The organism is Halospina sp. K52047b, from assembly GCF_008709855.1.
GTDB classification, from domain to species: Bacteria; Pseudomonadota; Gammaproteobacteria; order Pseudomonadales; family Oleiphilaceae; genus Halospina; species Halospina utahensis_B.
Window position 1 is genome coordinate 158,147 of sequence record NZ_VYJH01000007.1, and the last position, 26,329, is coordinate 184,475.

General features: G+C 61.8%; 27 protein-coding genes and 2 tRNA genes. 14 read left to right on the plus strand and 15 right to left on the minus strand.

Annotation, left to right across the window (positions count from 1 at the left end; translation table 11 throughout):
- The first annotated feature begins 3 nt into the window (after positions 1–3).
- The 4 genes from narI to moaA all read left to right on the plus strand — a co-directional run bounded on the left by narI (position 4) and on the right by moaA (position 3,340).
- Positions 4–687, plus strand: a complete 684-nt coding sequence (gene narI, locus F3089_RS10545; protein WP_151440766.1) for a respiratory nitrate reductase subunit gamma — start codon at positions 4–6, stop codon at positions 685–687.
- 156 nt (positions 688–843) lie between these two features.
- On the plus strand, positions 844–1,656 hold the full coding sequence (locus tag F3089_RS10550) for a peptidylprolyl isomerase (protein WP_151440767.1): 813 nt from the start codon (positions 844–846) through the stop codon (positions 1,654–1,656).
- 228 nt (positions 1,657–1,884) lie between these two features.
- Positions 1,885–2,331: a hypothetical protein gene (locus tag F3089_RS10555; RefSeq protein ID WP_151440768.1), complete on the plus strand. Its 447-nt coding sequence runs from the start codon at positions 1,885–1,887 to the stop codon at positions 2,329–2,331.
- A gap of 10 nt (positions 2,332–2,341) precedes the next feature.
- Complete coding sequence (gene moaA / locus F3089_RS10560) at positions 2,342–3,340, plus strand: GTP 3',8-cyclase MoaA (RefSeq protein WP_151440769.1); 999 nt, start codon at positions 2,342–2,344, stop codon at positions 3,338–3,340.
- Positions 3,341–3,403: 63 nt separating this feature from the next.
- On the opposite strand, the gene F3089_RS10565 is transcribed toward moaA, so the two are convergent.
- The 4 genes from F3089_RS10565 to F3089_RS10580 form a co-directional block, all read right to left on the minus strand.
- The gene (locus F3089_RS10565; RefSeq protein ID WP_151440770.1) at positions 3,404–3,865 is read right to left on the minus strand and encodes an Rrf2 family transcriptional regulator; all 462 of its coding nucleotides are present in this window, start codon (positions 3,863–3,865) and stop codon (positions 3,404–3,406) included.
- A 68-nt stretch (positions 3,866–3,933) separates the two neighbouring features.
- Entirely contained in the window at positions 3,934–4,347 is a 414-nt protein-coding gene (locus F3089_RS10570; RefSeq protein ID WP_192497345.1) for a c-type cytochrome, read from the minus strand.
- A gap of 66 nt (positions 4,348–4,413) precedes the next feature.
- On the minus strand, positions 4,414–4,905 hold the full coding sequence (bfr, locus tag F3089_RS10575) for a bacterioferritin (protein ID WP_095616305.1): 492 nt from the start codon (positions 4,903–4,905) through the stop codon (positions 4,414–4,416).
- A gap of 100 nt (positions 4,906–5,005) precedes the next feature.
- Entirely contained in the window at positions 5,006–5,212 is a 207-nt protein-coding gene (locus tag F3089_RS10580; RefSeq protein WP_151440771.1) for a bacterioferritin-associated ferredoxin, read from the minus strand.
- A 259-nt stretch (positions 5,213–5,471) separates the two neighbouring features.
- Here F3089_RS10580 and F3089_RS10585 point away from each other — a divergent pair.
- The 3 genes from F3089_RS10585 to F3089_RS10595 all read left to right on the plus strand — a co-directional run bounded on the left by F3089_RS10585 (position 5,472) and on the right by F3089_RS10595 (position 8,485).
- A tRNA-Arg gene (locus F3089_RS10585) sits at positions 5,472–5,548 on the plus strand.
- Between the two features lie 591 nt (positions 5,549–6,139).
- Positions 6,140–7,396, plus strand: a complete 1,257-nt coding sequence (locus F3089_RS10590; RefSeq protein ID WP_151440772.1) for an alginate export family protein — start codon at positions 6,140–6,142, stop codon at positions 7,394–7,396.
- Between the two features lie 105 nt (positions 7,397–7,501).
- A complete protein-coding gene (locus F3089_RS10595) occupies positions 7,502–8,485 on the plus strand; it encodes an NAD(P)/FAD-dependent oxidoreductase (RefSeq protein WP_151440773.1) in 984 nt (327 codons plus the stop codon).
- On the opposite strand, the gene F3089_RS10600 is transcribed toward F3089_RS10595, so the two are convergent.
- Positions 8,476–9,414: a GGDEF domain-containing protein gene (locus F3089_RS10600; RefSeq protein ID WP_151440774.1), complete on the minus strand. Its 939-nt coding sequence runs from the start codon at positions 9,412–9,414 to the stop codon at positions 8,476–8,478. The genes F3089_RS10595 and F3089_RS10600 overlap by 10 nt on opposite strands.
- A 238-nt stretch (positions 9,415–9,652) precedes the next feature.
- Here F3089_RS10600 and tpx point away from each other — a divergent pair, with 238 nt between their 5' ends.
- Positions 9,653–10,153 (plus strand): thiol peroxidase, encoded by a 501-nt coding sequence (gene tpx, locus F3089_RS10605; protein ID WP_151440775.1) that lies wholly within the window; start codon positions 9,653–9,655, stop codon positions 10,151–10,153.
- Here the strand turns inward: tpx and F3089_RS10610 are convergent, their stop codons facing one another.
- Positions 10,154–10,699, minus strand: coding sequence for an LOG family protein (locus F3089_RS10610; protein WP_192497346.1), 546 nt, complete (start codon positions 10,697–10,699; stop codon positions 10,154–10,156).
- A 116-nt stretch (positions 10,700–10,815) separates the two neighbouring features.
- A complete protein-coding gene (locus tag F3089_RS10615; RefSeq protein ID WP_192497347.1) occupies positions 10,816–12,459 on the minus strand; it encodes a methyl-accepting chemotaxis protein in 1,644 nt (547 codons plus the stop codon).
- A gap of 139 nt (positions 12,460–12,598) precedes the next feature.
- On the opposite strand from F3089_RS10615, the gene F3089_RS10620 reads away from it, so the two are divergent.
- Positions 12,599–14,257: an ABC-ATPase domain-containing protein gene (locus F3089_RS10620; protein ID WP_151440778.1), complete on the plus strand. Its 1,659-nt coding sequence runs from the start codon at positions 12,599–12,601 to the stop codon at positions 14,255–14,257.
- Between the two features lie 69 nt (positions 14,258–14,326).
- On the plus strand, positions 14,327–15,559 hold the full coding sequence (locus tag F3089_RS10625; protein ID WP_225741736.1) for an MFS transporter: 1,233 nt from the start codon (positions 14,327–14,329) through the stop codon (positions 15,557–15,559).
- Here F3089_RS10625 and F3089_RS15880 read toward each other — a convergent pair.
- From F3089_RS15880 to F3089_RS10660, 8 genes are all read right to left on the minus strand, one after another.
- Positions 15,556–15,717, minus strand: coding sequence for a hypothetical protein (locus tag F3089_RS15880; protein WP_192497348.1), 162 nt, complete (start codon positions 15,715–15,717; stop codon positions 15,556–15,558). The two genes, F3089_RS10625 and F3089_RS15880, sit on opposite strands and share 4 nt — an antisense overlap.
- A gap of 3 nt (positions 15,718–15,720) precedes the next feature.
- Positions 15,721–16,716 carry an ABC transporter ATP-binding protein gene (locus tag F3089_RS10630; protein ID WP_151440779.1) on the minus strand — a complete coding sequence of 332 codons (996 nt, stop codon included), beginning with the start codon at positions 16,714–16,716 and terminating at the stop codon, positions 15,721–15,723.
- Complete coding sequence (locus tag F3089_RS10635) at positions 16,706–17,695, minus strand: ABC transporter ATP-binding protein (RefSeq protein WP_151440780.1); 990 nt, start codon at positions 17,693–17,695, stop codon at positions 16,706–16,708. Before F3089_RS10635 ends, F3089_RS10630 begins: the two co-directional genes overlap by 11 nt.
- Positions 17,692–19,023 carry an ABC transporter permease gene (locus F3089_RS10640; RefSeq protein WP_151440781.1) on the minus strand — a complete coding sequence of 444 codons (1,332 nt, stop codon included), beginning with the start codon at positions 19,021–19,023 and terminating at the stop codon, positions 17,692–17,694. Before F3089_RS10640 ends, F3089_RS10635 begins: the two co-directional genes overlap by 4 nt.
- Positions 19,020–20,105 carry an ABC transporter permease gene (locus F3089_RS10645; protein ID WP_151440782.1) on the minus strand — a complete coding sequence of 362 codons (1,086 nt, stop codon included), beginning with the start codon at positions 20,103–20,105 and terminating at the stop codon, positions 19,020–19,022. Before F3089_RS10645 ends, F3089_RS10640 begins: the two co-directional genes overlap by 4 nt.
- On the minus strand, positions 20,098–22,632 hold the full coding sequence (locus tag F3089_RS10650; RefSeq protein WP_353623150.1) for an ABC transporter substrate-binding protein: 2,535 nt from the start codon (positions 22,630–22,632) through the stop codon (positions 20,098–20,100). Before F3089_RS10650 ends, F3089_RS10645 begins: the two co-directional genes overlap by 8 nt.
- Positions 22,633–22,756: 124 nt before the next feature.
- Entirely contained in the window at positions 22,757–23,395 is a 639-nt protein-coding gene (locus F3089_RS10655; protein ID WP_151440783.1) for a transglycosylase SLT domain-containing protein, read from the minus strand.
- A 62-nt stretch (positions 23,396–23,457) separates the two neighbouring features.
- A tRNA-Gly gene (locus F3089_RS10660) sits at positions 23,458–23,533 on the minus strand.
- Positions 23,534–23,857: 324 nt separating this feature from the next.
- Between F3089_RS10660 and F3089_RS10665 the strand changes: the two genes are divergently transcribed.
- The 4 genes from F3089_RS10665 to F3089_RS10680 all read left to right on the plus strand — a co-directional run bounded on the left by F3089_RS10665 (position 23,858) and on the right by F3089_RS10680 (position 26,133).
- The gene (locus tag F3089_RS10665) at positions 23,858–24,367 is read left to right on the plus strand and encodes a hypothetical protein (protein ID WP_151440784.1); all 510 of its coding nucleotides are present in this window, start codon (positions 23,858–23,860) and stop codon (positions 24,365–24,367) included.
- Between the two features lie 96 nt (positions 24,368–24,463).
- Positions 24,464–24,871, plus strand: a complete 408-nt coding sequence (locus F3089_RS10670; RefSeq protein WP_151440785.1) for a hypothetical protein — start codon at positions 24,464–24,466, stop codon at positions 24,869–24,871.
- Between the two features lie 121 nt (positions 24,872–24,992).
- Positions 24,993–25,766 carry a YrzE family protein gene (locus tag F3089_RS10675; RefSeq protein WP_151440786.1) on the plus strand — a complete coding sequence of 258 codons (774 nt, stop codon included), beginning with the start codon at positions 24,993–24,995 and terminating at the stop codon, positions 25,764–25,766.
- A gap of 106 nt (positions 25,767–25,872) precedes the next feature.
- Positions 25,873–26,133: a hypothetical protein gene (locus F3089_RS10680; RefSeq protein WP_151440787.1), complete on the plus strand. Its 261-nt coding sequence runs from the start codon at positions 25,873–25,875 to the stop codon at positions 26,131–26,133.
- Positions 26,134–26,329: the final 196 nt, after the last annotated feature.

The following is a 26,329-nucleotide window of genomic DNA, read 5'->3' on the forward strand; positions in this document are numbered from 1 at the left end:
ACCATGGAAACCTACATCAACCAACTGATCTTCGGCGTCGGCCCCTACCTGGCCGGCACCGTCTTCCTGCTCGGCAGCTTCCTGCGCTACGAGCGCGGCCAGTACACCTGGCGGGCCATGTCCAGCCAGACACTGAACAACCCGCCGGCGTTCCGCTGGGCGAGCATCGCCTTCCACGTGGGCATACTGCTGTTGTTCTTCGGCCACCTGTTCGGCCTGCTCACGCCCACCGTGGTCTACACCTCACTGGGCATGACGCCGGGCGCCAAGCAGATCATGGCCATGGTCGCCGGCGGCCTTTTCGGTCTGCTTTGCTTCGCCGGCCTCAGCTACCTGGTGTTCCGGCGGCTGTTCAACGCCCGTGTGCGCGCCAACAGCAGCCCCATGGACACCTTCATCATCTGCCTGATCTACCTGCAGCTGATCACCGGCCTGTGCACCCTGTTCGTCTCCATGGACCACCTGGACGGCGCCGTCATGCTCGAGCTCGCCCACTGGGCCCAGGGCATCGTGACCTTCCAGGCAGGGGCATGGGAATACATCGTCGACGTGCACTGGATCTACAAGACCCACATCTTCCTCGGCCTGCTCATGTTCACCGCCTTCCCGTTCAGCCGGCTGGTGCACATCTGGAGCTGGCCGGTGGAATACGTGGCCCGGCGGTACCAGATCGTACGGCCGCAGTAGAGCCCGAAATCACGGGGCGGCCGGTGCCGGGGATGCTCGGAGGGAAACTCGGTGACCATGGATGGTCACCGCGTAGCGCACAGGGATGTGCTTGTAGCGGTTCCCGGAGAGCATCCCCGGTAGCGGCCGACCTGCAGCAGAGACAGAGGTAACAGCATGCAAGCCATCCCTATTCAGCAAGTCGCCGGTGGCGAAATCCTGGTTAACGGTCGCACTATCACCGAAGATGCCATTGATCAGGAAGTCCAATATCATCCGGCATCATCGCTCCAGGAAGCCCGAAAAGAAGCGGCACGCGCCCTGTCCATCCGCACGATGCTGATTACAGAAGCCGAACGCCAGGGCATCACCGGTGAAAACCGCCAGACCGCGGAAACCCAGGAAGAAGCCCAGATCCGTCAGCTCCTCGACCAGGAACTGGATAACCCGGAACCGGACGAAGCCGCCTGCCGACAGTACTACGAAAGCAACCGCGAACGCTTCCGTTCACCCAGCCGGTACCACGTCTCCCACATCTTCCGCCCGGCCCCGGCCGACGACGCCGACGCCCGCGTCGCCGCCCGCGAACGCTGCCGCCGGATCATCCGCGTCTGCCAGGCCGACCCGGGCCGCTTCACACGGCTGGCGTTCAAACACTCCAGATGCCCGTCCGCCGAAGCCGGCGGTGACATGGGCACCGTCGGCCCCGGCGACACCTCACACGACTTCGAAAAGGCCCTGGATCGCCTCCCCGAAGGCGAACTCTCCGCCCATCCACTGGAAACCCGTTACGGCTTCCACGTGGTCTGGCTGCACGAACGCCAGCGCGGCGACCAGCTGCCCTACGAAGCCGTGAAGGAAAAGATCGCCACCTATCTGAAGGAATCCGTCTGGCGCCGCTCCGTCAGCCAGTACCTCCAGATCCTGGCCGGGCGCTCCCGGATTGAAGGCATTGACCTCAGCGGCGCTGACAACCCTCTGGTGCAATGAATGGCGAACATGTTGCGATTGGCGCAGATAGAATCGGGGGCAGCGACTCCCTGGGGGGTCAGAGCATTGATGCAGGGGACCCCTTTCAGGGAGGCTCGATGACAGGATGTCATCGCGCCAGCGCCCATGGATGGGTTCACAGCGGTCCCTGAAAGGGGTCCCCTGTAGCAATGCCGGCAGCAAACCAACAGTCTGGATACTGACCAGAATCCCAGTAAGGCGTAGACAATGACCGTAGAAACCTTCACCCCTGAACCAAGAATCGCCACCTTCGACGACCTGGCCAGAATGTCCGAAATGGACGGCCCCGGCACCAAGCTCCTGGTCGTACTCATCCACGTCCAGCGCCTCCAGGAAAAAACCGCCAACGGCGAACACGCCGACATGGACGACCAGGGCACCCTCATGCCCCTGATGGTCCGCGACTTCCCCTTGACACCCCAGACCCGCCTCAAGGACATTGTCGAAGAAGCGGACCAGGTCAGCACCAACTGGGAATTCCTGATGACCGCCGTCCTCCCCGGGCGCAACGGCGAGCCCGCGCCCGAGGACGAGACCGAACAACACCTCACGCGCATGGCCCAGACCCTCACCACCGGTGAAAATCTTGACCAGTTCGCCATCTTCACGCGCGACGGCGAACCGGTACAGCTCCAGGCCATGAGCGAGCAGTAAGGAGAACACGATGTCCGAACCGCAAAAGGCACTGGTCGACCAGTTCGGGCGCACCATCACCTACGTGCGCATCTCCGTCACCGACCGCTGCGACTTCCGCTGTGTCTACTGCATGAGCGAGGACATGGAATTCCTGCCCCGCCAGCAGGTGCTCAGCCTGGAAGAGATCGGGCGCATTGCCCGCATCTTCCGCGAACTCGGTGTCGAGAAGATCCGCCTGACCGGGGGCGAGCCCCTGGTGCGCAAGGGCATCGTGAAACTGGTTGAGGACATCGGTGGCCTGGGCCTGGACGACCTGACCATGACCACCAATGGCAGCCAGCTGCCGCACATGGCCCATGACCTCAAGGCCGCCGGCATGGACCGCCTCAACATCAGCCTCGACTCGCTGGACGCCGAAAAGTTCCGTGCCATCACCCGCACCGGTGACCTCAACAAGGTTATCAAGGGCATTGATACCGCCGTAGAGGCGGGCTTCAAGGGCATCAAGCTCAACAGCGTCATCATGAAGAACCGCAACGACCACGAAGTACTCGACCTGGTCGAGTTCGCCCGGTCACGCGGCATCGACATCAGCTTCATCGAGGAAATGCCCCTGGGCGAGATCTCCGACCATACCCGGGACGAGACCTTCTGCTCCAGCGACGAGGTCCGGGAGATCATCGAACAGCGTTACGATCTGATCCCCAGCACCGCGGACACCGGTGGCCCCTCACGCTATTTCCGGATGCCGGACTCACAGAGCAAGGTCGGCTTCATCTCCCCGCACACCCACAACTTCTGTGGCGACTGCAACCGCGTACGCCTGACCGTCGAGGGCCGCCTGCTGCTGTGCCTCGGCAATGAGCACTCAAAGGACCTGAAGGGACTGATGCGGCGCTACCCCGAGAACGACGAACCCATACGCGAGGCCATCATCAGCGCCATGGACCTGAAGCCGAAGGAACACCACTTCACCACTGACGGTGATGTTCAGATCCTGCGGTTCATGAATATGACCGGGGGATAACGCTGAGCCGGGTGATACCAGAGCTTGCGGAATCGCGACCACAGGTCGCTCCTGCGAGGTGAATCACTCGGCGGCAGCGGATTCTTCAACAGGGATGTTGAGAAGTCGGATCAGCTGGGGTGCGTCCCCTTCCGTAACGATATCCGCCAGGGTATAGCGGTCAAGGGTTGCCAGGAAGGCATTCAGTGCCTCGCCCAGAACGCCCTTGAGGGAACATACCGGTGAGATCACGCAGGTATTGTCCGGCCCGAAGCACTCCACGAGGTTCAGATCCGGCTCCATCTCGCGCACCAGCACACCAAGGTTGATCTCCGACGGGCTGAGGCGGAGTCGGATGCCGCCCTTCTTGCCCCGGACACTGTCCAGGTAACCCTTGCGGGTCAGCTGATGGACCACCTTCATGAGATGGTTCTTGGAGATCCCGTACCGGTCGGCGACTTCCTGGATCGTCGCCAACCGGTCACCCTGAAGTGACAGGTAGATCAGGACCCGGAGGGAATAGTCTGTATAGCCGGTTATTCGCATTGACCGCTCTCACTGTCTGAGACAACGCGCGCGGCACCCCGAGTCCCTGCCGGGTTAAGCAGCGTGGTTTATTCGCTCTCCGCCACCATGTGATCCACAGCGTTCTGTATTTCCTCATCGGAACAGCCGCTGCAGCCGCCTTTCGCGGGCATGGCATTGAAGCCATTGATCGCATGATCGTAAAGGGTCTCGTTCCCCTTACTGATGCGGTCCGACCAGGCACCGGAATCACCGGTCTTGGGTGCGCCCGCGGCACCGGAGTCATGGCACGCAGCACAGGCATCAGCGTAGACTTCTTCGCCACCGCGCGGTCCACTGGACTGCTGCTGCGCCGCCTGGCCCTCTTCACCCGCAATACTCACATTGCCGGTCGGCTTGATGCGTTCCCTGATCTGATCCTCAACAGCCGCCAGTGTGAGCGCGGAACCGCCCAGCGCCACAATGAGGCCGAGACTTGCTAAAATTCGGGTCAGCTTGTTCATTACCACACCTCAGTCGTCAGAAGCGGGCGTATTGTACCCGCTCCCGGCCGATGATACGAGCCTGCGTTATTCGCCGCCTTCCTCGGCAGTGCCACTGGACTGCAGCTGGCAGTAGTTTTCGAGACCCATGCGGTCGATCATGTCGAGCTGTGTCTCGAGGAAGTCCACATGCCCTTCCTCGTCCGCCAGAAGGCTCGCCAGCAGGTCACGCGTACCGTAATCCTGGACGGATTCGGCGTGCTTGATGCCAGCCCGGTAGATGGCGATGCCGTCGTGCTCGGCCTTGAGGTCACACTCAAGGATTTCCTTGACGTTCTCGCCGATCAGCAGCTTGTTCAGGTCCTGGAGATTCGGCAGACCGCCCAGGAACAGGATGCGCTCGATCAGCTGGTCGGCGTGCTTCATCTCATCGATCGATTCGTCGTATTCGATCTTGCCCAGCTTGTCGATGCCCCAGTCCTTGAGCATGCGCGCGTGGAGAAAGTACTGGTTGATAGCGGTCAGCTCCGCCGCCAGCGCCTGATTCAGATACTGTATGACCTGCTTGTCGCCCTTCATGGGAATTGCCTCCTGATCCGGTCTGTCTTTATTCAATTACGCAAAACTACCACACACGGATCAGGGGCGGCCAGTCAGTTACAGGGAGTAGCAGGGGCGGTCAGGCGGGGCGTGCCAGCGCATTGATCAGATCCAGATCCACGCTGCTACGGTGCTCATCCAGGATTTCCCGGGCCATGTTTCCACAGCGGCCACACTGGGTAGCCACACCGAGCTCATTCCTGAGCTGACGCATGCTGGAGCAGCCATCCTCTACCGCCCGGCGGATTTCGTGATCAGTGATTTGATTACAGAGACACACGTACATGACAACTCCTGCGTGGCAGCTAACGAGCACCTTAATGCTAATTATTCTTATTTCCGCAAAAGAATGCAAGCATTTTGTGTAAAAAATGTTCTCATTGAACATTGGCACAATGGGTAACGGCTTTCAACTGCTGAAATGTCACCTGGGGATGGACGTGTGGGCCAACGGCCCTTATCATACGCCCCCTGTTTCGATGGCGTTGCTCACAAGGCGCCGGCCGTCGAACCGACACCGGAGCCATCCATTCCGGTGTCATTCTCCGCCCGTAGCTCAGCTGGATAGAGCGCTGCCCTCCGGAGGCAGAGGTCATAGGTTCGAATCCTATCGGGCGGGCCATACAGTTGAAGGGCCTGCAGGTAACTGCGGGCCCTTTTCTTTTCCTCTCCCTGTTCCAGCAATCCGTTTCCAATCCCCGCACCCGTTGTGACGCCTGCGCTGCTTCTGACGGTGGCCGCCAGGGCGACCGTGCCACCCTGATCATCCATTGCTGTAAAACGATTGCCAACAATGTTGGATAGCGTACAGATACAGGCCCACAGCCAGCGTAATGTCTTCAGTCACGGGCACTGAGAAAAGCGATGGGCTATCAGTTTCCCGGACCGTCTTTCCTCAGGATGATGAAAGACGAGCCTACACGGAGGACCAGGGAGAAATTGCAACACCAAGGGACGACAGGGATGTATTTAGGCGTGTCCGGGGTGGATCTTCGCTCGCCCGGTCCGCCCCCTCACCCAACAGCTGGCACTCGATACACAATCCCACCAGGCCTCCCTCATTGGCTAAAAGGCCTACCCATTAATGTGTATATAACTGATAGTGAAGGGGAAAATTTCCAGTAGCTTGATAAGTATCATTTAGTATATTCCTTTCATGGAGGATACTCAGCTGAGAATCAAATACTCAGCCGGCCACTGGAGGCCATCACCCATGAGTACCCAATCGACCCTTACCACCCCCCTGCGCTCCCCTGCTGGCAAGGTTTCCCTCGCGGTTGCTGTCGCAGCATTTTCCGGCGTTATCTGTGCAGACCCCATTACGGATGCCATCAGCAACGGCACACCGTCACTCGATACCCGGTACCGTTACGAAACCGTGGATGAGGACACCTTTCCGGATGACGCACGGGCATCAACGCTCCGAGCCAGACTGGGCTATGAAACAGCGGAAGTCGGCAACCTCAAAGGCTACCTCGAGATGGAACATGCCACCTCGGTCGGCCCTGAGAATTACAACAGCACGATCAACGGCCGAGACAGCCGCCCGATCGTTGCCGACCCGACTGAAACCGAACTGAACCAGGCTTACCTGGCATACAGTGGCCTGTCGGACACCCGACTGACGATTGGCCGCCAACGCCTGAAGCTGGACAACGACCGTTTCATTGGCAATGTCGGCTGGCGACAGAATGAGCAGACCTTTGACGGCACAACCCTGATCAACACCTCGCTGCCGGATACCACCATCACGGCGGGCTATCTCCATAACGCCAACCGTATTGTCTCCGATGCCAGCCCCAAGGGTGACCTTGCCATGAAGACCGGCATCCTGAATGGCCAGTACGACGGTTTCGATTACGGCTCACTCTCGGCCTACAGCTACCTGGTCGCCCTCGATAACAAGCCCGAGGAATCAACCCAGACCTATGGGCTGCGGTATACGGGGAACGCACCGCTCGCCGGGGACCTGAGCGCGCTGTATACACTGGAATACGCCCACCAGAGCGACTATGACGACAACACCCGTGACCTGGACCAGGACTACTATATGCTTGAAGCGGGGGTCGATTATGCCGGCGTTCAGTTCAAGCTCGGCCAGGAGGTGCTGGGCAGTGATGACGGCGATACGGCCTTCCAGACACCCCTTGCCACCCTGCACGCCTTCAACGGCTTCACGGACCGGTTCCTTTCAAGCCCGGACGCCGGACTTGTGGACCGCTATACCAGCCTATCCGGGACTCTGAATGGCGTAGACCTGATGGCCGTCTACCATGAGTTTGAAAGCGATGAAGGCAGCGGTGATTACGGCTCTGAAGCAGCGCTACAGGCGACGTACAGGATCAACGGGACATACACTCTGGGCGCAAAGTACGCCTCCTACGATGCCGATGGCTTCAGCCAGGACAGCAGCTCCCCCTTCAACCGGGATACGGATAAAGGCTGGGTGTGGGTGCAGGCCTCGTTCTAGTTCCAGGTCATGTCTGCCGCGTGCGGGCAGGGCCACCCTGCCCGCGACCGATCAATATACTGCGCAGCACTGATCCATAATACGGCAGCGAACGAATAAGGAACCATGGATCAGACCCCGGACATTGCCATCATCGGAGCCGGCATCGCCGGTCTCACTGCCGCCCTCCGCGCCAGCGAAGCCGGGCTGGCGCCGCTCGTATTCGAAAAAAGCCGCGGCCCCGGCGGGCGTCTTGCCAGCAAGCGCACCCAAGACGGCACTAGCGTGGATATGGGTGCCCAGTTCTTCACCGTACGCAACCCGCGCTTCAGGGCACTGCTGGCGGACTACGCCGGCGAAGAGAGTTTCGGGCTCTGGGATGCCACACTCTGGCATGAGAACCGGGAAGGAGAGGTGGCCCACTTCCATCAGGCCCTGCGCCATGTCGGCGTTCCCCGCATGACCGCCATCACCCGGGCCCTTGCCGATGGTCTGCCGATCCAGACGGGAACCCGGATCACCGCGCTGACCCAGGCACCTGGCGGCTGGTGGCTGGAAACGGATCAGGGGCAACAGGGCCCTTTCCCCAGGGTGATCATCACCGCGCCTCCTGAGCAGGCACGGGATCTCCTGCCGGACACTGTCACCCGCTCCCTCGAACTGGAAAGCTTCGGGATGCTGCCATGCTGGAGCCTGGCGCTGCGCTTCGGGGAACCGCTCGAACTGGGCTTTGACGGCATGCAGCTTGCCCATGAATCCCTGGGCTGGGTGGCCCGGAACGCCAGCAAACCGGAACGCGGGAGCGCGGAGTGGTGGGTGCTGCACGCCAACAGCACCTGGTCGGCCACGCACCGGAACGCTGACAGCGACGACGTTGCCGCAGCCATGACCACCGCTTTCCGCCAGCGCTTTGACGTCCGGCAGACGGCCACTGATCACCTGGTTCACCGCTGGCTTTACGCTCGCCCCGCCGTGGGGCCCACCCCCGGCTTCCTGAGCACGGCTGACTACAGTCTTGGCCTCTGCGGCGACTGGCTGGCGGGTGGGCGTGTCGAAGGCGCGTTTGAGAGTGCGGATGCCCTGGCCGCCACGTGGTTCGGTCAGCCGTAAACGCAGTCCCGTCCGGCCCGCTTGGCCCGGTAAAGCGCGCGGTCCGCACGGGCCATGAGATCATCAATTCCGTCGTCGGCCGGGATCAGGGAGGAAACCCCGAAGCTGGCACTCACACTGACGGTGGCATCACGGCAGGCAACGGACGAACCGGAAAGGCTCTGACGCAGCCGGTTGGCCAGGGTTCGCGCTTCCTCCTGGTCCGTATCCGGAAGCAGCAGCACGAACTCCTCGCCGCCGATGCGAGCCGCAACGTCACCCTCGCGCACACAGTTGCCGATCAGCTGGCCGATATGGCTCAGAAGACGGTCACCGGCCTCATGGCCATGCTCGTCATTGATCTGCTTGAACCAGTCCAGATCGAACTGCACCAGTGAGAGGGGCTGATCGCTGCGACGGGCCCTAGCGAGCAGCTTCTCCGCCGCCTCGAAAAAGGCCCGCCGGTTGTTCAGCCCAGTCAGCTCGTCCTCGCGTGCCAGCGCATCCGCGCGCTCACGCTCGGCCCTCAGCGCCTCCTCCATCTCCCTGCGCTCGGTGATGTCCGTGGCGATCTCCAGCCGCACAAGGCGCCCGTCCGGCCAGCGAATGGCCTGGTCACGGCACTGGTACCAGCGGCCGTTCGCTTCGTTGCGGAACTCCCAAACCAGTGGTTCAGTAGGCTGATCCTGCTCATCCACAAGCTGGGGATTGGTGCAGAAGGGGCATGGACCGTCCCGGCCCTGGAGGACCGCCCAGCACTTGCGGGCTCCGGGATCCCCCCAGACGCGCCGGCCGTAGTCGTTCATGAACAGCATTTCGTGCGTATCCATGTCTGCTACATAGATGAGCGCATCCACATTATCGAGGATGGTCAGCAGGGCCTGTGGGTCCGTCTGGCGGAAATCGGTATCGGAAGTTTCCCTGAAAAACACCGGATCGCCGTCCTGCATACGCGGGCTCCATACCTCAGAAGGGGTAAGTATCGGTGCGAAGCGGTACGCATGACAACGGCGCGACATAAAATCTGAAAAAATACCGGGAAAAGTCAATAAAAACGAAACGGTCACCTGGTGGGCCACAGGCTTTGTTCCCATATCTCATTGTGGCACTGTTGAGTCATCCATGGTCACCGCGACAGCGTAGCCTACGGGGTATTCCAACAAACGGACTGAAACAGGGAGAACAGCAATGGCACAGGTCACACTTGGCGGCAATCCGGTGGAAGTCAGCGGCAATCTGCCACAGCCCGGCGAAACCGCGCCCGATTTCACCCTGACCAACCCGGACATGGAGGGGAAATCCCTCGGTGACTGGCAGGGTCAGCGCCGCATCCTGAACATCATTCCCAGCGTGGATACCGGCGTCTGCGCCGCTTCAACCCGCACCTTCAACGAAAAGGCCAGCAGCCTGGACAACACCGTGGTACTGGTGATCTCGGCGGACCTGCCGTTCGCGGCGGCGCGCTTCTGCGGCGCGGAAGGGCTGAAGGATGTGACCACCCTGTCGTGTTTCCGCAACGATGGCTTCCGGCAGGATTATGGCGTCGACCTGACCTCCGGCCCCTTCCGTGGCCTCTGTGCCCGCGCCGTGGTGGTTCTCGACGAGAACGGTAAGGTGCTGCACAGCCAGCTGGTCTCGGAGATCGGTGAGGAGCCGGACTACGAGGCGGCCCTGAAGGCGCTGGGGTAACTAAAGCAGGGCAAGGGCCTCGAGCAAGTCTTCCGGGGCCTGCGACACGGTCAGCATGGCCCGGTGCCGGGGATGCACAAACCCCTCGGAAACGGTGCCATCAAGGAAACGGATCAGGTCGTCGTAATAGCCGTTGGTGTTCAGGAGCCCGATGGGCTTGGCGTGAAAGCGCAGCTGGCCCCAGGTGAGGATCTCGAACAGTTCCTCCAGGGTGCCAAGTCCCCCCGGCATGGCGATGAAGGCATCGGCGCGCTCGGCCATCAGGCGCTTGCGCTCGTGCATGTCCGCGGTGATCAGAAGTTCCGTGAGCCCTGCATGGGCCACCTCCTTCTGCTGAAGGGACTCCGGGATCACCCCGGTCACGGCGGCCCCGGCCGCCAGCATTTCATCAGCAATCACCCCCATCATGCCGATGGAGGCGCCACCATAGACCAGCCCGAAACCCTGCGCCGCCATAGCCCTTCCCAGCCGGCGTGCAGCGTCCGTGTATTCATCACCATGCCCCGAACGGGAGCCGCAGTAGACACAGATGGACGTCATCACCATCTCTCCAGATCACACGTTGCCGAAAACCTTAACCCGGCGCGGGATTCTGTTCCACACAGATCTTCCCGCGCCGGGTGACATCAAGGCATCCGGCAGGTGACGCAGTGGCGCCCGGCTCAGTCCACCCGGAACTGGCGCACCATGGATTCGATGGATTCCGCGGCACTGCCCAGGGACTGGGACTGCTCCTGGATGCTGTTGAGTTCCTCGCGGACCTGACCCGCCAGTGTGGTCAGATGGTTCAGGCTGGCCGAGATCTCGTTGGAGGCCTGGGACTGCTCCTCCGCCGAGGTGGCCACATGCTGGGTCATGTCGGTGATGGTGCTGACCGAACCGGCGATGGCCTCCAGCGCCTCCCGGGCTGAGTCCACGCTCGACTGCATGCTCTGGGTCTGCTCACTGCTGCGCTGCATGGTCTCAACCGCGTGGCGGGTACCCTCCTGCAGCTGGTTGATCATCTCGCGGATCTCATCCGTGGATTGCTGGGTACGGCTGGCCAGGCTGCGCACCTCGTCCGCCACCACCGCGAAGCCGCGCCCGTGCTCGCCGGCGCGGGCCGCCTCAATGGCCGCGTTCAGGGCCAGCAGGTTGGTCTGGTCCGCCACGCCATGGATCACATCCAGCACCTGGCCAATGTTCTGGGCATGCTCATCCAGCTTGCCAATGGCATCGCTGGACTGCTGCACCTCCTGGACCAGGTTCGCCATGCGGTCACGGGCCTCCTGTGCGGTGTGCTCACCTTCGCTGGCGCGGTCGTTGGCGGTGCTGGCGGCGTCCGCCGCCTCACTGATGCGCTTGGCCACGTCATCCACGGTCTGGGTCATTTCCTCGATGGCGGAGGCGACCGTGTCCAGCTCGGATTTCTGCTGGTCAAAGGACTGCCCGGCCTCGGTCACCGAGTTGCGGACGCTGCCGGCCACTTCCTTGTTGGTCCCGACCACATCCCGGAGTTCACGCACCATGTCCTGAATCCGGGCCACAAAGCTGTTGAAGCCATGGGCAACGCGGGCAACCTCATCACCCCCGCTGTCATCCAGGCGCCGGGTCAGATCCCCCTCACCCGTGGCGATGCTCTCCATGGCGGCAGCGGCCGTGCCCATGGGCTGGGTCACACTGCGCACAATCAGGAAGCTCACACCTATAAGCACGAGAATGCCGATCACTGCCACCGTCACCACGCCGCTCATGGCAGAGGCATTCTGTGCTTCCTGTTCATCCAGATAGATCCCGGTTCCGATGACCCAGTCCCAGGGCTCAAACCGCTCCACATAGGAGATCTTACGCACCGGCTCATCAAAGCCCGGCTTGGGCCAGTGGTAGGGCACAAAACCGGAGCCGCCCTCATTGCGGATCACCTTATTCATCTCCGCGAACAGACGCACCCCGTTCGGATCCTCGTAATCCTTCAGGGACTCGCCTTCCAGATCCTCGCTGAAGGGATGCATGACCATGACGAGATCCATGTTGTGGATCCAGAAATAGTCACCGTCGCCATAGCGCAGATTGCGCACGGCTTCCGCCGCGCGACGCTTGGCCTGCGATTCACTGAGCTCACCATCCTGCTGGCGTTCGTAATAGTGCTCCACCATCGTCATGGTGCTCTGCACCAGATTCTGGGTGCGGTCCTTGCTGCTGTTGTAGAGGCCTTCCTCGAAATCATTGGCAACCAGCAGGACAAGCCCGAGAAGGAGCAGGAAGGCAACGCCCACCAGCCCCATCAGACGCTGGCGGATGGTAAAACGACGCATCAGGGCAAGCATGGTTTGTGATCTCCGAATTTTCATGATCGCGGATTCGAATGCAATATAGTTCAAGATGTGAGGTACGTCACGGAAAGGATTCAAACATTTGTTCGATAACCCTCTGTTAGCATGTAGTTTTCTGTAACCGGAAGGCCCCATGAAAGAACTGGCATCACTGCTGACGCGACTCGACGGCAAAGGCTACAAGGCCTACAAGGATCTGCTGGGCGAACACCGTTTCGAGGGCTGGACCCTGATCGTGGACCATGTGCAGGCCGACCCGTTCGCCGCGCCCTCACGCATGCGGGCCCGGGTGGACCCGGCCACGGCGCAGCTCCCGCGAACGGTCTTCGCCAGCCAGGCAAGACAGTGCGCGGCACGGGATTACATCGCACGCGCCTTCCGCCAGGCCACGGGCAAGGAGAAGGCACTGGGCATCGACGCCGGTAACCAGACGGTGCTGGACCGGACGGCCACCCTGATTGATGACGACGGCGGCGTGGAACTGCGCCTGAGCCTGAGCCTGCCTGCCCGGGGGCGCAGCATCATGGGCCACCAGGCCCGCAAGCTGATCTGCGAGCAGCTGCCCGAGGCGGTACTGACGGCGGCCACCGCCCGGCGTCTGGATCTTGAGGCGCTGGAACGGCACATGGCCGTGGTGGAGGACCAGCAGGCGCTGCGCGCGCAGTTGCCGGAGCACGGGATCGTTGCCTTTGTGGCCAACGGCTCCACCCTGCCCCGGCGTTCGGGGATCGACGACCGGCCACTCCAGGACGCCATCCCGTTCGAGACACCTCCATCCCTTGCCGTCACACTGGAGACGCCCAACAACGGCCGCGTCACCGGCATGGGGATTCCCGAGGGGATCACCCTGATCGTCGGCGGCGGCTTCCACGGCAAATCCACCCTGCTTTCGGCGGTGGGGCTCAGCGTCTACGACCATGTGCCCGGGGACGGACGCGAGCGGGTGGTCACCGATGCCGGGGCCACCAAGATCCGGGCCGAGGACGGGCGCGCCGTGCATGGCCTGGACCTGTCGCCGTACATCAACCGCCTGCCCTACGGTAAGACCACGGAACGCTTCTCCACTGAGCTGGCGTCCGGCTCCACCAGCCAGGCGGCGGCCCTGCAGGAAGCCCTGGAAGCCGGTGCCCGCACCCTGCTGGTGGACGAGGACACCTCCGCCACCAACTTCATGATCCGCGACCGCCGCATGCAGGCGCTGGTCGCCCGGGAGAGCGAACCCATCACGCCCTTCGTGGACCGCATCCGCCAGCTGCGCGACGAGCTCTCGGTTTCCACCATCCTGGTGATGGGCGGCTCCGGGGACTACTTCGACTGCGCGGACACTGTGATCCAGCTCCAGGACTACCACGCCCATGACGTGACCGCTGATGCCCGCGCGGTGGCCGAGCGCTTCGCCACCGGGCGCGAGACCGAGGCCCTGGACCCGCTGAATCGGCCGACTCCGCGCCCGCTAATCGGCAAGCAGCTGAACCCGGAAGCCAAACCGGGCAAGACGAAGATCCAGGCCCGGGGGCCGGATACCCTGATCTTCGGGCGTGACGATGTGGATCTGCGCTCGGTGGAGCAGGTAGCCGATCCGTCCCAGGTCCGGGCCATCGGCCAGCTGCTGGCACGGGTGGCGGAATCCGGCGCGCGCCTGGAGCAGCCGCCGGAGGCACTGGCGCAGCGTCTGCAGGCGGGCCTGGTGGAACTCAGCCACCGCCCCGACGGCGATCTGGCACTGCCCAGGCTGCATGAGGTGATGGCCGTGCTGAACCGCCTGCGCAGCTCGGCTTTCGGGGACTCCTGATACGCCGCCCCTGTAACGGCGGACTCCGGCGCATTATCATGGCGCTCCCGATGATCACCGGAGTCCGCCTTGCACCTGCGTCTGCCACGCTTCATACAGACCAACCCGTCGCTGGCACTGTTCGCGCTGATGGCCACGGCCTTCTCCGGATTCGGCCAGACCTTCTTCATCTCCGTATTCGGCAGCAGCCTGCGCGATGAATTCGCGCTGAGCAACGCCGCCTACGGCAGCTATTACAGCCTGGCCACCCTGGGCTCGGCCCTGGTCCTTCTTCGGCTGGGCACCATCGTGGACCGCTGGTCCCTGGCCAACACCATCACACTGGCACTGGCCATGCTGGCGGCCAGCGGGCTCCTGATCGGGCTGGCGCCCCACTGGCTGCTGCTGATCCCCGGTTTCTTCCTCGGTCGGCTCGGTGGCCAGGGCATGATGACCCATATCGGCTTCACCGCCGCCAGCCGCTACTTCGACCGCGACCGTGGCAAGGTGATGGCCCTGACTGTCTCCGGGCTTCCCCTCTCCGAGGCCCTGCTGCCGGCAGCTGGTGGACTGATACTGGCCGCCTGGGGCTGGCGCGCCCCCTGGCTGCTCGCTGCCGGCTTCCTGCTGTTGCTGGCGCTGCCACTGATGCGCTGGCTCTCACGGGACGCGGCCCACCCGGAGACCGTCCGTGCCCGGGCGGAGCAGGATGAGACCACGGAGGGAACCGGTTTCACCCGGCGCCAGGCCCTGAAGGACCCCGGGCTCTACATGATCCTGCCGGGCGCACTGGCCGTGCCCTTCATCGTCACCGCCATCCTGTTCCACCAGACCGCCATCGCGGAACTGCGAGGCTGGCCCCTGGAACACATTGCGCTGGCGTTCAGCGGCTATGCGCTGGGCCATTTCGCCATGCTCTTTGTAGCCGGACCGACCGTGGACCGGATCGGGGCGCGTAAGGCGCTGATGCTCGGACTCTACCCCATGGTCGCCGGCCTGGTGGTCATGGCGTTGACCCATTCAGCCTGGACGCCCTTCCTGTACCTGGCGCTGGTGGGGATGAGTCAGGGGTTTGCCGGCACCGCGGGCAACGCCCTCTGGCCGGAGCGTTACGGCATCGGCCATATCGGCGCGATCCGTTCACTGGCACAGGCCCTGATGGTGCTGTCCACCGCCAGTTCGCCGGTACTGGCGGGGCTGCTTCTGGATGCCGGCACCACGCCCGGCGGGCTGGCACTCGGCTTCGCGGGTGGTACCGTGCTGGCCTCGCTGCTGATCGGGCTGGCGCCGGACGTAAAACAGCCGTGCACGGAAACGTCCTAGCGGTTACGCAGAACGCCGGCGGTAAAACAGAAAACCCCGGCGAACAGCGTGCCGTAGGCCACCAGCGAAAGCCCCAGCGAGGGCTCGAGACCGCCAGAGACCATGGCCAGCAGCGGCGCCAGGGCCGCGAACATCAACAGGACGCCAATACCCCGCAAGACTCAGTCCCGCTCCGGGTCCTGGAGCCAGCAGGCGGAATAGTGCCCGGGTTCCGGCTCGAACACCGGCGGATCCCTGCGGTCACAGAGCCCCACCATGGCCCGGGGGCACCTGGGATGGAAGCGGCAGCCGTCCGGTGGATGCAGCAGGCTGGGCGGTTCACCGTCCGGCACTTCCCGTTCCTCCAGGGCGTTGTCCGAGTCCACGTCGGCAATCGCGGCCAGCAGGGAACGAGTGTAGGGGTGCTGGGGATTGTCCAGAAGCTGCTCCACCGGCGCCTGTTCCACCACCCGGCCGGCGTACATCACGAAGATGCGATCGGCGTAATGGCGCACAGTGGAGAGATCATGGGTGATGAACGCCAGGGTCAGGCCACGCTCTTTCTGGATTCCCCGCAGCAGGTTGAGGATCTCCACCCGCACCGAGGCGTCCAGCATGGAGACGGGCTCGTCCGCGATCAGCATGGCCGGTTCCAGCAGCAGTGCGCGGGCGATCACCACCCGCTGCTGCTGGCCGCCACTGAGCATGTGCGGGAACTTGGGCAGGATCTCGTCCACCTGGGTCAGGCGCACTTCCTCAAGCGCCTGGCGGATGCGGCGTTCGCGCTCATCCCGGTCCTTGACGCCATGGATGATCAGCGGCTCGGAGAGCAGCCGGCGCACGTCCATGAACGGCGGCAGCGCGCCGAAGGGGTCCTGCTGCACGTAGCCGACCCGCGCCAGGTACTGGCGGCGGTCCTCGCCCTTGAGCTCACTGAGGTGCTGGCCCTCAAAGATCACGTCGCCATGGCTGGGCTTGTGCAGGCCAAGCAGGGTCCGGGCCAGGGAACTCTTGCCGCAGCCGCTCTCGCCCACGAAGGCCACGGATTCACCCCGGGCCAGCTCGAAGTCCACGCCGTCCACGGCACGCACCGAGCCCACGCGCAGGAAGCCCCACTGGCGCAGTTCAAACCAGGTGTGCAGGTTGGTCGCCTGGAGCAGTGGTTCCTCAGCCGTCATGATCGGTGCCCTCCTCCTCATACAGCCAGCAGCGCACACGGCGTTCGCCGTTCAGGTGAAACGCGGGTGGTTCTTCGCCGCAGCGCGCAAAACGTCGCGGGCAGCGGTCGGCAAAGCGGCAGCCAGCCGGCGGATCAATCAGGTCCGGCGGCTCGCCCGGGATGTAGCCTGGCGGCTCACTCTGGTGCAGGCGCGGCACGCTGTCCATCAGCAGCCTGGAGTAGGGATGGGCCGGATGGTGGAAGAAATCGCGGGCATCGCTCTGTTCCACGATCTGCCCCGCGTACATCAGCGCCACCCGGTCCGCAAGTTCGCTGGACGTGGCCACGTCATGGGTGATCAGGATGAAGCTGGTGCCCTGCTCGCGCTTGATGCGCTTGAGCACGTTCATGATGCTGGCCTGGGTGAGCACGTCCAGGGCCGAGGTGGGCTCGTCCAGGATCACCAGTTCCGGTTCGGTGATCAGCGCCATGGCCAGCACAACACGCTGACGCATGCCGCCGGAGAGTTCGAAGGGATAGCGGGCGATGAAATCCCGGGAGACGCCGACCGTGGCGAAGGTTTCCACCACCCGCTCCATGGCCGCCGCCTTGGACCAGCCCCGGTGGACCCGCAGCGGCTCGGCCACCTGCTCACCCACCCGCACCACCGGGTTGAGGGCGTTCATGGCCGCCTGCATCACCATGGCGATGCGGTTCCACTGGACGCCGGAACGGAACTGCTCGTCGTCCATGCCCATGAGCTCGTCGCCACCGAGGAACACCTCACCGCTGTAGCGGGCCACGTTGCGCGGCAGCAGCCGCATCAGGGCCTTGGCCAGGGAACTCTTGCCGGAGCCGGACTCGCCCAGCACCACCAGCGCCTCGTTGCGCCCCACGTCCAGGTCAACGCCGTCCACCGCCCGGGCCGTACCCCGGCGGGTGCGGTAATGGAGCTGCAGGTTGCGGACCTGCAGCAGTGGCTCGCGAGCGTCCGTCATTGCGTTCTCAGCCTCGGATTGAAGACACGGTCCAGGGCGAAACCGAACATGGCGAAGCCCAGCCCCGTCAGCATCAGCAGCACGGCGGGCGCCACCACCCAGTAGTAGAAACCGTTGTAGAGCGCGCTCTGCTCCTGGGCGTCATTGAGCACCTTGCCCCAGGTGGGCAGCTCCGGGTCGCCCAGGCCCAGAACCGCCAGCGACGCCTCCAGGAACACGAAGGTCGGGATCAGCGTCACGAAGGTCGGGATCAGCACCGGCAGTATGCGCGGGATCATGTAGCGCAGGATGATGCGCGCGTTGCCCGCCCCATAGGCCCGGGCCGCCTCGATGTAGGGCGCCTCGCGGATGGGAAGCAGCATGGCCCGGTAGGTCTTGATGCCGGCGCTGAAGATACCCAGGGCAATGACCACGCCCAGCATCAGCCAGATACTGGTGGAGTAGAGGGTGCCCACCATCACCAGTATCGGCAGCATGGGCAGGATCATGTTCACCTCGGTCAGGCGCTGGATGAGGGCGTCCACCCAGCCCCGGTACCAGACGCCAGTGGCGGCGATCACCAGGGTCGTGACCGTGGTGCCCACCGCGGCCAGCAGCCCGAAGGCCAGCGCCACGGGCGTGCCCCACATCAGCGCCAGCATCAGGTTCCGGCGCTGGTAATCCGTTCCGGCCACCCCGTGAACCCGGCCATAGACCGCCAGATCCGCCTCCAGTTCGGCACTCGGGTCAAACAGCATGGCGTCCACCGTAAGCCGGTATTCGCCCTGCTCCGCCTTGGGGTCCGCCGGGTCACTGCCGCCGGCAAACAGCCCGACATGCGGCACCATGCCCAGCCGCCCTTCCAGGGCCCGGTTCTGGGAGATGGAAATGCGGTCCTCTTCCGAGACCCGCTGGCCACCCAGGGGAATGCGCTCCCCGGAGGGCGTATGCCAGGTCAGACGCACAAAGGCCTCCTGCTGGGTGCCCTTCTGGTTCAGGAAGAGATTGAGCTCGCTGGGAAAGCCCTCGTTGTCGTACTCAAAACTGAGCGGAATCCGCACCTGCTTGCCGCCCTCAAAGGGCGCCTCGCGCACCTCGGCGTTGTCGCTTTCCACGACCCGGGTCTGCGGCAGGTTGCCGCCCAACAGCCGATCCGCCCAGACCGGCCCGGCGTTGACCGGGTTCATCTGCCAGTGATCCCCGCCCCGCCAGCGGTCCAGGGCCTCGGAATAGGGAATGGTGATGACGGTATAGAGCGACAGCGCCACCAGGAACAGAATGATCGCCAGCCCGCCGAGCGCGGAGGGATAGCCCTTGAGTTCCCGCAGCCCCTGTACCCAGCGGTTCATTGCTCGCCTCCTTCAATCCGGACCCGGGGGTCGAGAATGGCGTAGAGGAAATCCAGCATGAACACCGTTACCGCCAGCAGATAGGCGAAGATCACCACCCCGCCGATGATCACCGGCGTATCCCGGTGGCCGATGGCCTGGAACAGCAGCGTGCCCAGCCCGGGCCAGTTGAACACCTGCTCCAGGATGATGGCACCACTCCAGAGGCCGATCAGCATCAGCAGGAAGTTGGTGATGATGGGCGCCAGTGTCGGCCGCAGGATGTAGCGGCTCTGGATCAGGTTCGACGGCAGGCCCTTGGCCCGCGCCATCTCCACGTAGTCCTCACTGGAGTGGATCAGGAAGAAGGTCCGCCATGAGTAGATGGAGATGAAGATGGACGACAGGAACATGGCGATGACCGGCAGCACCAGGTGCTGAAGCACACTCCAGGCGTAGGCCCAGGGATCCTGGGGCGGCGGAATATCCACCATGCCGCCGGCCGGCAGTACCGGCACCACGAAGGCGAACAGAAGGATCAGGAAGATGCCGTAGAACCAGGCCGGGGCCGCCGAGCTGGGAGCCAGGCCGATGACGGCGCGGTCCAGCCGGCTGCCGTAACGCCGCGATAGGTAGAGCGCGGCATAGACGGAGACGAAGAACACCAGCAGGTTGGCGGTACCGAACAGCAGCAACGTGGCCGGCAGCCGCTCCACGATGATGTCGTAGACGGCCCGGGAGCCGGAGTCACTGTGCATCTCCTCGGCACGGCCCAGATCCAGCTGGATCGCCTGGGCCAGGTAGTCAAAGCTGCGCCAGATGAAGGGCTCGTCCAGGTTGCGCTGCTCGATCTGCAGCTGCACCTGCTCCTGGATCAGTTCGTTGCGCTCCTCGGACTCCATCTCCATGAAGGACGGATCCGCGCGCACCGATTCAGACACCATGGAGCGGATCTGAAGCTCGCGCAGCTCGGCCACCTTACCGCCCATGTTGGCGATGATGATGGTCAGGTAGACGCCGATCAGCACCGTCACGAACAGCGCCAGGACACGGCGCAGAGTGAACCAGAGCAGACGGCGGATGTCCCGCGTGCGGTCAGTCATCGCTCACCTCCATCAACCGGGTGCCCACCGGAACCGTGGCAAAGGCATGGGAGGCAAAGGCGGGCAGCGCCACGCGGGAGGAGGTCACCGCCACCTCCAGGCTGTTGGCGCCGTCACCCAGGGACGACAGGGTGTCCGCACCCAGCGACACCTGCCAGCGCCCATCGCCGGCGGGTTGCGCCTGCCCCCGGGTCTGCAGGTTGCCGTCTGCATCGAACAGCAGGTATTCAAGGTTCTTGATGGCCTCCGCCGGGTAGGGCTCACCCCCAAAGGTCACATCCACATTGAAGGTGGCGTCCTGGCCCTGGGCCACCATCATGGGCCCTTCCAGGGTCACCTCGGGAATCTCCGGCTCGCTGAAATCCAGCCACTTGTCCGCCGGGTCCGGGAAGTCCTCATTGCGCCGCAGCACCACCGTCTTCTCCACCGGGTGCACGGAATGCAGGTAGAAGGGCCCATTGCCCACCCAGAAATGGCCACGCTCGTGGTACCAGTCCTGGATGGCGCTGTAACGCTGTCTTGCCGGGTTTTCGCCTTCGGTCATGTCACCGAGCACCGATGCATAGGGCAGATACTCCTGCTCCATGGCCCGGCCCAGGTGCCGCTCCAGGGTCTCCAGGCTGGGGCCGGACACCAGGCTGAGCCAGGGCACCCGATTGGTGTCCGCCTTGTGCGAGGAAAAGGCCAGATCTCCGGCCTGTTCCGCCATCATGCCCAGCGCCAGCATGTGCCAGGGCAGCGGCGACATCGTCTGTTGGGCCACGATGGTCTCGGCGTCCGGGAATACCTGGTCGCTGTAGACCTCGATCACCAGCGGCTCGCGCTGGACAATACGCCAGCCCTTGAAGTACTGCTGGTATACCTTGAAACGCGGCACATGCGCCGGGTCGAAGAAGGGGCTGTTCTCGTCCGCCCGGGCAAAGGTCAGGATCCAGGGCAGCACCAGGTCCGCCAGGGACATCTCGGTGCCATCGTGCCACTGGCCGTCCAGGTAGCCCTCCTCGTAACGGATCCGGGTGCGCGAGCGCGCCGTGGTGCCGTCCGGGTGAGCCTCCGCAACCGTCCGGAAACGGCGTTCTTCCGCATTCCAGCCGATCCACGCCCCGGGCGGCACCTTGATGGTCTCCTCGCGCTCCAGCTCCACCCAGTCCTGGCTGCGCTGGGCCACGGTATCCTCGGTGACCGTCACCTCAGCGCCCTGGATGCGCTGGGGCTGATACAGCCCGGTATAGGGGTTCGGGAGCAGGGGCGGGTCATTGAGGGCCCGCATGATCATGGTGTCGAACAGCCAGTTGCTGCCGGCGACCGGGTTCCAGGGCTCGGTCAGCATGCTGGGGGCGGCGAAGGTCATGCTGCCGCCCAGCCGATCCCGGTAACGCAGCGTGTAGGGCCACATACGTGAGCCCGCGATGCCACCGGCCAGGTCCGCGGCCAGGGCCACATTGGACGCACGCGGGATGATACTGAGCTGGTCCACCAGCCAGATGCGATAGGATTCCTCCATGGCCAGTTCCATGCCCTCGGCCATCAGTTCGCGGCGTTCCTCCATGCTGGTGTAGTCCCGGCGCTCCAGCCGGCGGGCGATGTTGTCCAGGGTCTCGTCCGGGTCATAAGCCTGCCACAGCGGGTCCGGGCGCCCCCGGTTGGTGTAGTAGAAGCTCAGGTTGCTGGAGACATCCCGGTTGATGGCGGTCGAGACCCAGCTGCCGGTGTAGATGTGCCACTGGCCGGCGGCCGGGTCGCTGGCAATCCAGATGCGCGAAGCCTCCTGGGCCGTGCGGTACTGGCGGCGCACGCCGAACCCGATGTCACTCATGAGGTTGCTTACGTAGTCGCCAACCTGCTTGCGGGCGTCCTCGGTGCGGATCAGGATGCGCAGAGTGACCGGTTCGCCGTTGTGGTACCACCGGCCGTCCCGGCGACTCGCGCCCATGGCCTTCATCTCCTCCTCGATGATCCCGCGCGCCTTTTCCGGATCATGGCCGTACTTGAGCTCCAGTGACCGGGCGGTTTCCGCCAGGCGCGCGTAATCCGGGAAGGCGGTGTTCATCGGCAGGTAGCGGGGCACGGCCATGCCGCCGTAGATCTCTTCGGCCACATGCCGGCGGTCCACCAGCCAGTTCATGGCCTCGCGGATGCGGCGGTTGCTGAAGGGATTGATGCCGTCTTCGAATTCCGCCGGGTTGAGGGACAGCTCGGTGTTGGAGCCGTAGGCGGTCTCGTAGTCGCCCTTACGGGAGTCACGGAGGCGCTGATAGGCGGTGATGTTGGTGATGCCCTGGGCGAACACCTGCTGCCGGCCCCGCTCGATCAGGCCCGCGATCTTGCCCACGTCCGATTGCTGGGTGAACACCACCTCATCCACCAGCGCCCCACGGCGGCCGCTTTCATCAATGGCCTCGCGGAGATCCACGGACTCCTTACCGGAGCTGGTGGATTCATCAGGCTTTTCTGACGGGCGTGGCAACAGCATCAGCAAGGCCAGCACCACAAGCCCTGCCAGCACCCAGGCAATGGGTTTTCTCAAGATGACCGGCGCTCCCTTCCTGTTGTTCTTTGATGGGACAGGTTATACGAAGCCGAGCCGGCGGGAAAAGCGGATTCAGACTGCAATGACTGTAATGCCAACCCGTTGGCGGGGTAACACCGGGTTATTCGGAACAGAAGGGCCAGAACTGCCAGAAATGCCGGCAGCGGAACTCGGACTCGCACTGCTTCAACTGGGCATCATACCGCCAGGTCCGCTGCTCCACCTGCCGGGCAATCCTCTGGATACCCGGCTTGGACCGGTAACTGCCCCGCTCATAGCCGGTCGGCCCCTGGTGGTAGGCCAGATAGAGATGTTCCGGATTGGAAAGGGCAATGCCCTGACGCTCATGGCTGCGCCGGTTGTACCAGCCAATGAAGTCCGTGGCGTGCTTCATGTGGGTACGCCGCGCGAACAGCCCGCCCGCGTCCTCCTCGTACTCACCCCAGACCGGATCCTGGGCCTGGGCGTATCCGTAGGCGGAGGAAGAGCGGAACCAGGGAATGATGCCCAGAAGCCAGGGGCGTGGCGGCCGCACATGACTGCGGAAGGACGACTCCCTGTAAATAAACGCCATCTGGGTGGCAATGGGCGTGCCCCAGCGCTCCTCCGAGGCCCGCGCATAGTCATACCATTCGGGCTGCTCCCGGAAGATCTCGCAGAGATCGTCCTGGTCCACAGGGGGATCCGGAGCAAGCAGCGAACATCCGGCCAGCACTCCTGCAGCAATAACCAGAAGAAGACACCGGAGAACAGCGGCCATTGGCGAACTCACTCAATCCATAAGGATGGCGGCAGTATAGCGAGGCGTGGAATACGGGGGAATGGAGCGGGCGACGAGGCTCGAACTCGCGACTTTCAGCTTGGGAAGCTGATGCTCTACCAACTGAGCTACGCCCGCAAACGTGGACAGGGAACCACCGTGGACCGCTGGTGTCAATCGTGCTCGGCGCCGGCCCCCTGTGGTCACGCCTAGCTCATAGTCAGCATTACCCGCCCCCAACCCGCAAGACCCCTGAATCCATACAGTCCCATTGGATGCGTGAAACCGGAAATTCAAACGATCACATGGCACTACACCACCACATGCGCTAGGGTGCTATTTTAGAAGAGGTTTAAAGTCACCTTGGGTACGCCGGGAAGCGGCGCTGTCTAGAATTCACGAATATCAATATCGCTGAATTCTCGTGATTGTCTGTTATACGTAATCTATTTGGAGAACTAGATGACGGAAGAAACAACGGGAAGTATTGATACATCCATAATAGCTATAGAAGAATACATCGTCCGGAACCAAAGGGCTGCCAAGCAAGTAATGATGTATCTGTTTGTGTTTAGCAGTGTGGTAATGATGGCTGCAATTTTTCCATATCTAAGTGTCACTGATCAGCCTCCTTCATTTCTGTACGCATTAGTGGGCGTATTTGTAGTTGTGTTCGGTGTCTTGATGGCAGTTTATCGATTTCATTTAAATGAAATAGCAAAAGCGGAGCATAATAAGATTGGGTTTATGCGTATTCGAGTCGCCGCAAACAACTATGATGCGGATGGGTTCCAGTCTGAAGTCAGGCAATCTTTGACAACAGGCGCTTTTGACTATGCAGCACCATCAATATTGGGAGGGAGTAAAGGCAAAAATGTAGAAAGCCCTCTACCAGGACATCCAACATCAGATGTATCAGCGTTTGCTCTAAATAAGCTGTTAGAGGGCTTGGAAGTCCGCAGAAAACAATAGACTAAAACGTATAACAAATGCAGGCACGGGGACGCCCATTACAGCGCTTTCGGCTACATTCCATAGGTGTGCATGCTGCAAACGTTAGGCAAAGGTATGCAGGATAAATACGAAGATAGGCGAGAGCAGGTAATCGATCGTTACCTACAGGCTAGCTACGGGTTGTGGAACGCCCTTCTCACCGTAAATGGATTGATTCTGGCGGCAGCAACACTCGTATCCTCAGGCGATGTCTCTTTGATTAAGTTCGCCGTGGTGATACTCGCTCTGCTATCAATAGGTTTGCTCACATACAACTATGTCTCGGTCAAGAAGACGTATTTCCGTATCGGCACTGTAATGGTCAGCGACCCGGATAAGCTTACTGATGAGCAAAAGGAAAGGGACATTAAAAAGTCTCTTTTACAGTACAAGTTATCGAAATATGCGGAGAATAGTTGCCTGGCCATATTGGTGGTTCAGGCAGCGCTTTTAGCAGTAAGCTTGGGCTGCGAAATTGCCTAACCAAGTGTTCCAGTTCTTTCCGGGCCTTGCGGCCCTCCACCGGACAGCCTTGTCGCCGCTTCGGCTCTGCCAAGGCTGCCGCTGAACAACGGCGTTATGCACTTCAGGATCGGAGGCCATTTTGAAACATTCCTATGACGTAGTTACGGGAATTTTGATCGGACTAGCAGCACTTCTGGTCTATTATTTTTCGGCGTTGGCAATTGCAGAAGATGTGTTGCCAAGGACGTATGAATATGCTTTTAACCTTGGTGTATCCGTGATAGGCGCCTTTTCCGGCGCCTGGTTTGCATTCAGGCTTCAAAACGAAAAGTCTAGGAAGGATGCTGAGGCATGTAATGTAACCGCTGCAAATAACGCTATATTTGAACTCTCTAGGTGGTATAACAAGCTTCACGCTTTGAAAACACAATTCATCGATAAGCACCGGACCAACCCTGCGCGGCATTTACATATCATGCCAGTTGCGGGAATGGCCTTAGAGAAGCCGGAAATTAACTATGAATCTCTCTCCTTTATCTTCAAGTCGTCCGAGCCAAATATTCTCGGCACAATAGCCCTATCAGAGCAGGAAATTGTGTCAACACTTGACGTGATACTTCAGCGCTCAAAAATGCATGTAGAAGTTCTTCAGCCTGCAGTAGAACGGGTAGAGAAACGTCTTGGACAGTCCTTCCCACCATCGGAGTTAGAGAAAGAGCTTGGGGGAAAAGATACTCAGGTACTAAAAATGCTGACTGACTATATGGTGGAAGGAGTAGATGCTTCTATAGCAGCTCTACGTGAAAATATTGATAAATTGAAGGCTGAAAGTCAGTCCATGTACCCTGGTCATGCAGTTGTCGGCATGATTGATCCGCCGTCAGTATCGACCGCTTCATCTGAGCGTGGATAGTTGTTTTCGCATAACAAAGGTAGGCACGACGATATTTTTGTTGTTGCGCCTTCGGCTTCACAACAAGAACGCGCGTGCTACCCGCGTTAAAAAATAGGAGACCTAAATGGGGCATAAGCACCAGCCATCTCAGGAATGGCTTGATGATCAGATGTTGAAAAATTTATCCGGCGCTTTTTCACGTTACTTTCTGACAGAAGAAGGGCACCACATATCAAAGTCAGAGATACAAGAGAAGCTTCGAGGAATGAGTGCACAAGATAGGGTCAAGATTGTAAAAGAAACGATTGACGAAAACCTTTACCCTCCATCGGAGATTACTCCACAAAAGCTCCAGCACTATATAGATTTGTACCTCAATAGCTAGGCATTTATAACAAGGCCATCAAGCATCGCCGCCCGCGCGGCGGGCGGCTGAACCTCAAAAACCTTGCGGTTCTTCGGTCGCTTATGGCTGGCGTCAGGTATCCGAGTTACTCATGAAAGATCGTGGATCATTCGAGTGGACACCCAAACCGGAAGTAGATGGCGAACTTTGTCCTTATGTCGTCTTGGAGGGGCCA

Excerpts from the sequence above, each read along its gene's own strand:
- narI (WP_151440766.1), top strand. The coding sequence starts at position 4 with ATGGAAACCTACATCAACCAACTGATCTTCGGCGTCGGCCCCTACCTG.
- F3089_RS10550 (WP_151440767.1), top strand. The coding sequence starts at position 844 with ATGCAAGCCATCCCTATTCAGCAAGTCGCCGGTGGCGAAATCCTGGTT.
- F3089_RS10555 (WP_151440768.1), top strand. The coding sequence starts at position 1,885 with ATGACCGTAGAAACCTTCACCCCTGAACCAAGAATCGCCACCTTCGAC.
- moaA (WP_151440769.1), top strand. The coding sequence starts at position 2,342 with ATGTCCGAACCGCAAAAGGCACTGGTCGACCAGTTCGGGCGCACCATC.
- F3089_RS10565 (WP_151440770.1), bottom strand. The coding sequence starts at position 3,865 with ATGCGAATAACCGGCTATACAGACTATTCCCTCCGGGTCCTGATCTAC.
- F3089_RS10570 (WP_192497345.1), bottom strand. The coding sequence starts at position 4,347 with ATGAACAAGCTGACCCGAATTTTAGCAAGTCTCGGCCTCATTGTGGCG.
- bfr (WP_095616305.1), bottom strand. The coding sequence starts at position 4,905 with ATGAAGGGCGACAAGCAGGTCATACAGTATCTGAATCAGGCGCTGGCG.
- F3089_RS10580 (WP_151440771.1), bottom strand. The coding sequence starts at position 5,212 with ATGTACGTGTGTCTCTGTAATCAAATCACTGATCACGAAATCCGCCGG.
- F3089_RS10590 (WP_151440772.1), top strand. The coding sequence starts at position 6,140 with ATGAGTACCCAATCGACCCTTACCACCCCCCTGCGCTCCCCTGCTGGC.
- F3089_RS10595 (WP_151440773.1), top strand. The coding sequence starts at position 7,502 with ATGGATCAGACCCCGGACATTGCCATCATCGGAGCCGGCATCGCCGGT.
- F3089_RS10600 (WP_151440774.1), bottom strand. The coding sequence starts at position 9,414 with ATGCAGGACGGCGATCCGGTGTTTTTCAGGGAAACTTCCGATACCGAT.
- tpx (WP_151440775.1), top strand. The coding sequence starts at position 9,653 with ATGGCACAGGTCACACTTGGCGGCAATCCGGTGGAAGTCAGCGGCAAT.
- F3089_RS10610 (WP_192497346.1), bottom strand. The coding sequence starts at position 10,699 with ATGGTGATGACGTCCATCTGTGTCTACTGCGGCTCCCGTTCGGGGCAT.
- F3089_RS10615 (WP_192497347.1), bottom strand. The coding sequence starts at position 12,459 with ATGCTTGCCCTGATGCGTCGTTTTACCATCCGCCAGCGTCTGATGGGG.
- F3089_RS10620 (WP_151440778.1), top strand. The coding sequence starts at position 12,599 with ATGAAAGAACTGGCATCACTGCTGACGCGACTCGACGGCAAAGGCTAC.
- F3089_RS10630 (WP_151440779.1), bottom strand. The coding sequence starts at position 16,716 with ATGACGGCTGAGGAACCACTGCTCCAGGCGACCAACCTGCACACCTGG.
- F3089_RS10635 (WP_151440780.1), bottom strand. The coding sequence starts at position 17,695 with ATGACGGACGCTCGCGAGCCACTGCTGCAGGTCCGCAACCTGCAGCTC.
- F3089_RS10640 (WP_151440781.1), bottom strand. The coding sequence starts at position 19,023 with ATGAACCGCTGGGTACAGGGGCTGCGGGAACTCAAGGGCTATCCCTCC.
- F3089_RS10645 (WP_151440782.1), bottom strand. The coding sequence starts at position 20,105 with ATGACTGACCGCACGCGGGACATCCGCCGTCTGCTCTGGTTCACTCTG.
- F3089_RS10655 (WP_151440783.1), bottom strand. The coding sequence starts at position 23,395 with ATGGCCGCTGTTCTCCGGTGTCTTCTTCTGGTTATTGCTGCAGGAGTG.
- F3089_RS10665 (WP_151440784.1), top strand. The coding sequence starts at position 23,858 with ATGACGGAAGAAACAACGGGAAGTATTGATACATCCATAATAGCTATA.
- F3089_RS10670 (WP_151440785.1), top strand. The coding sequence starts at position 24,464 with ATGCAGGATAAATACGAAGATAGGCGAGAGCAGGTAATCGATCGTTAC.
- F3089_RS10680 (WP_151440787.1), top strand. The coding sequence starts at position 25,873 with ATGGGGCATAAGCACCAGCCATCTCAGGAATGGCTTGATGATCAGATG.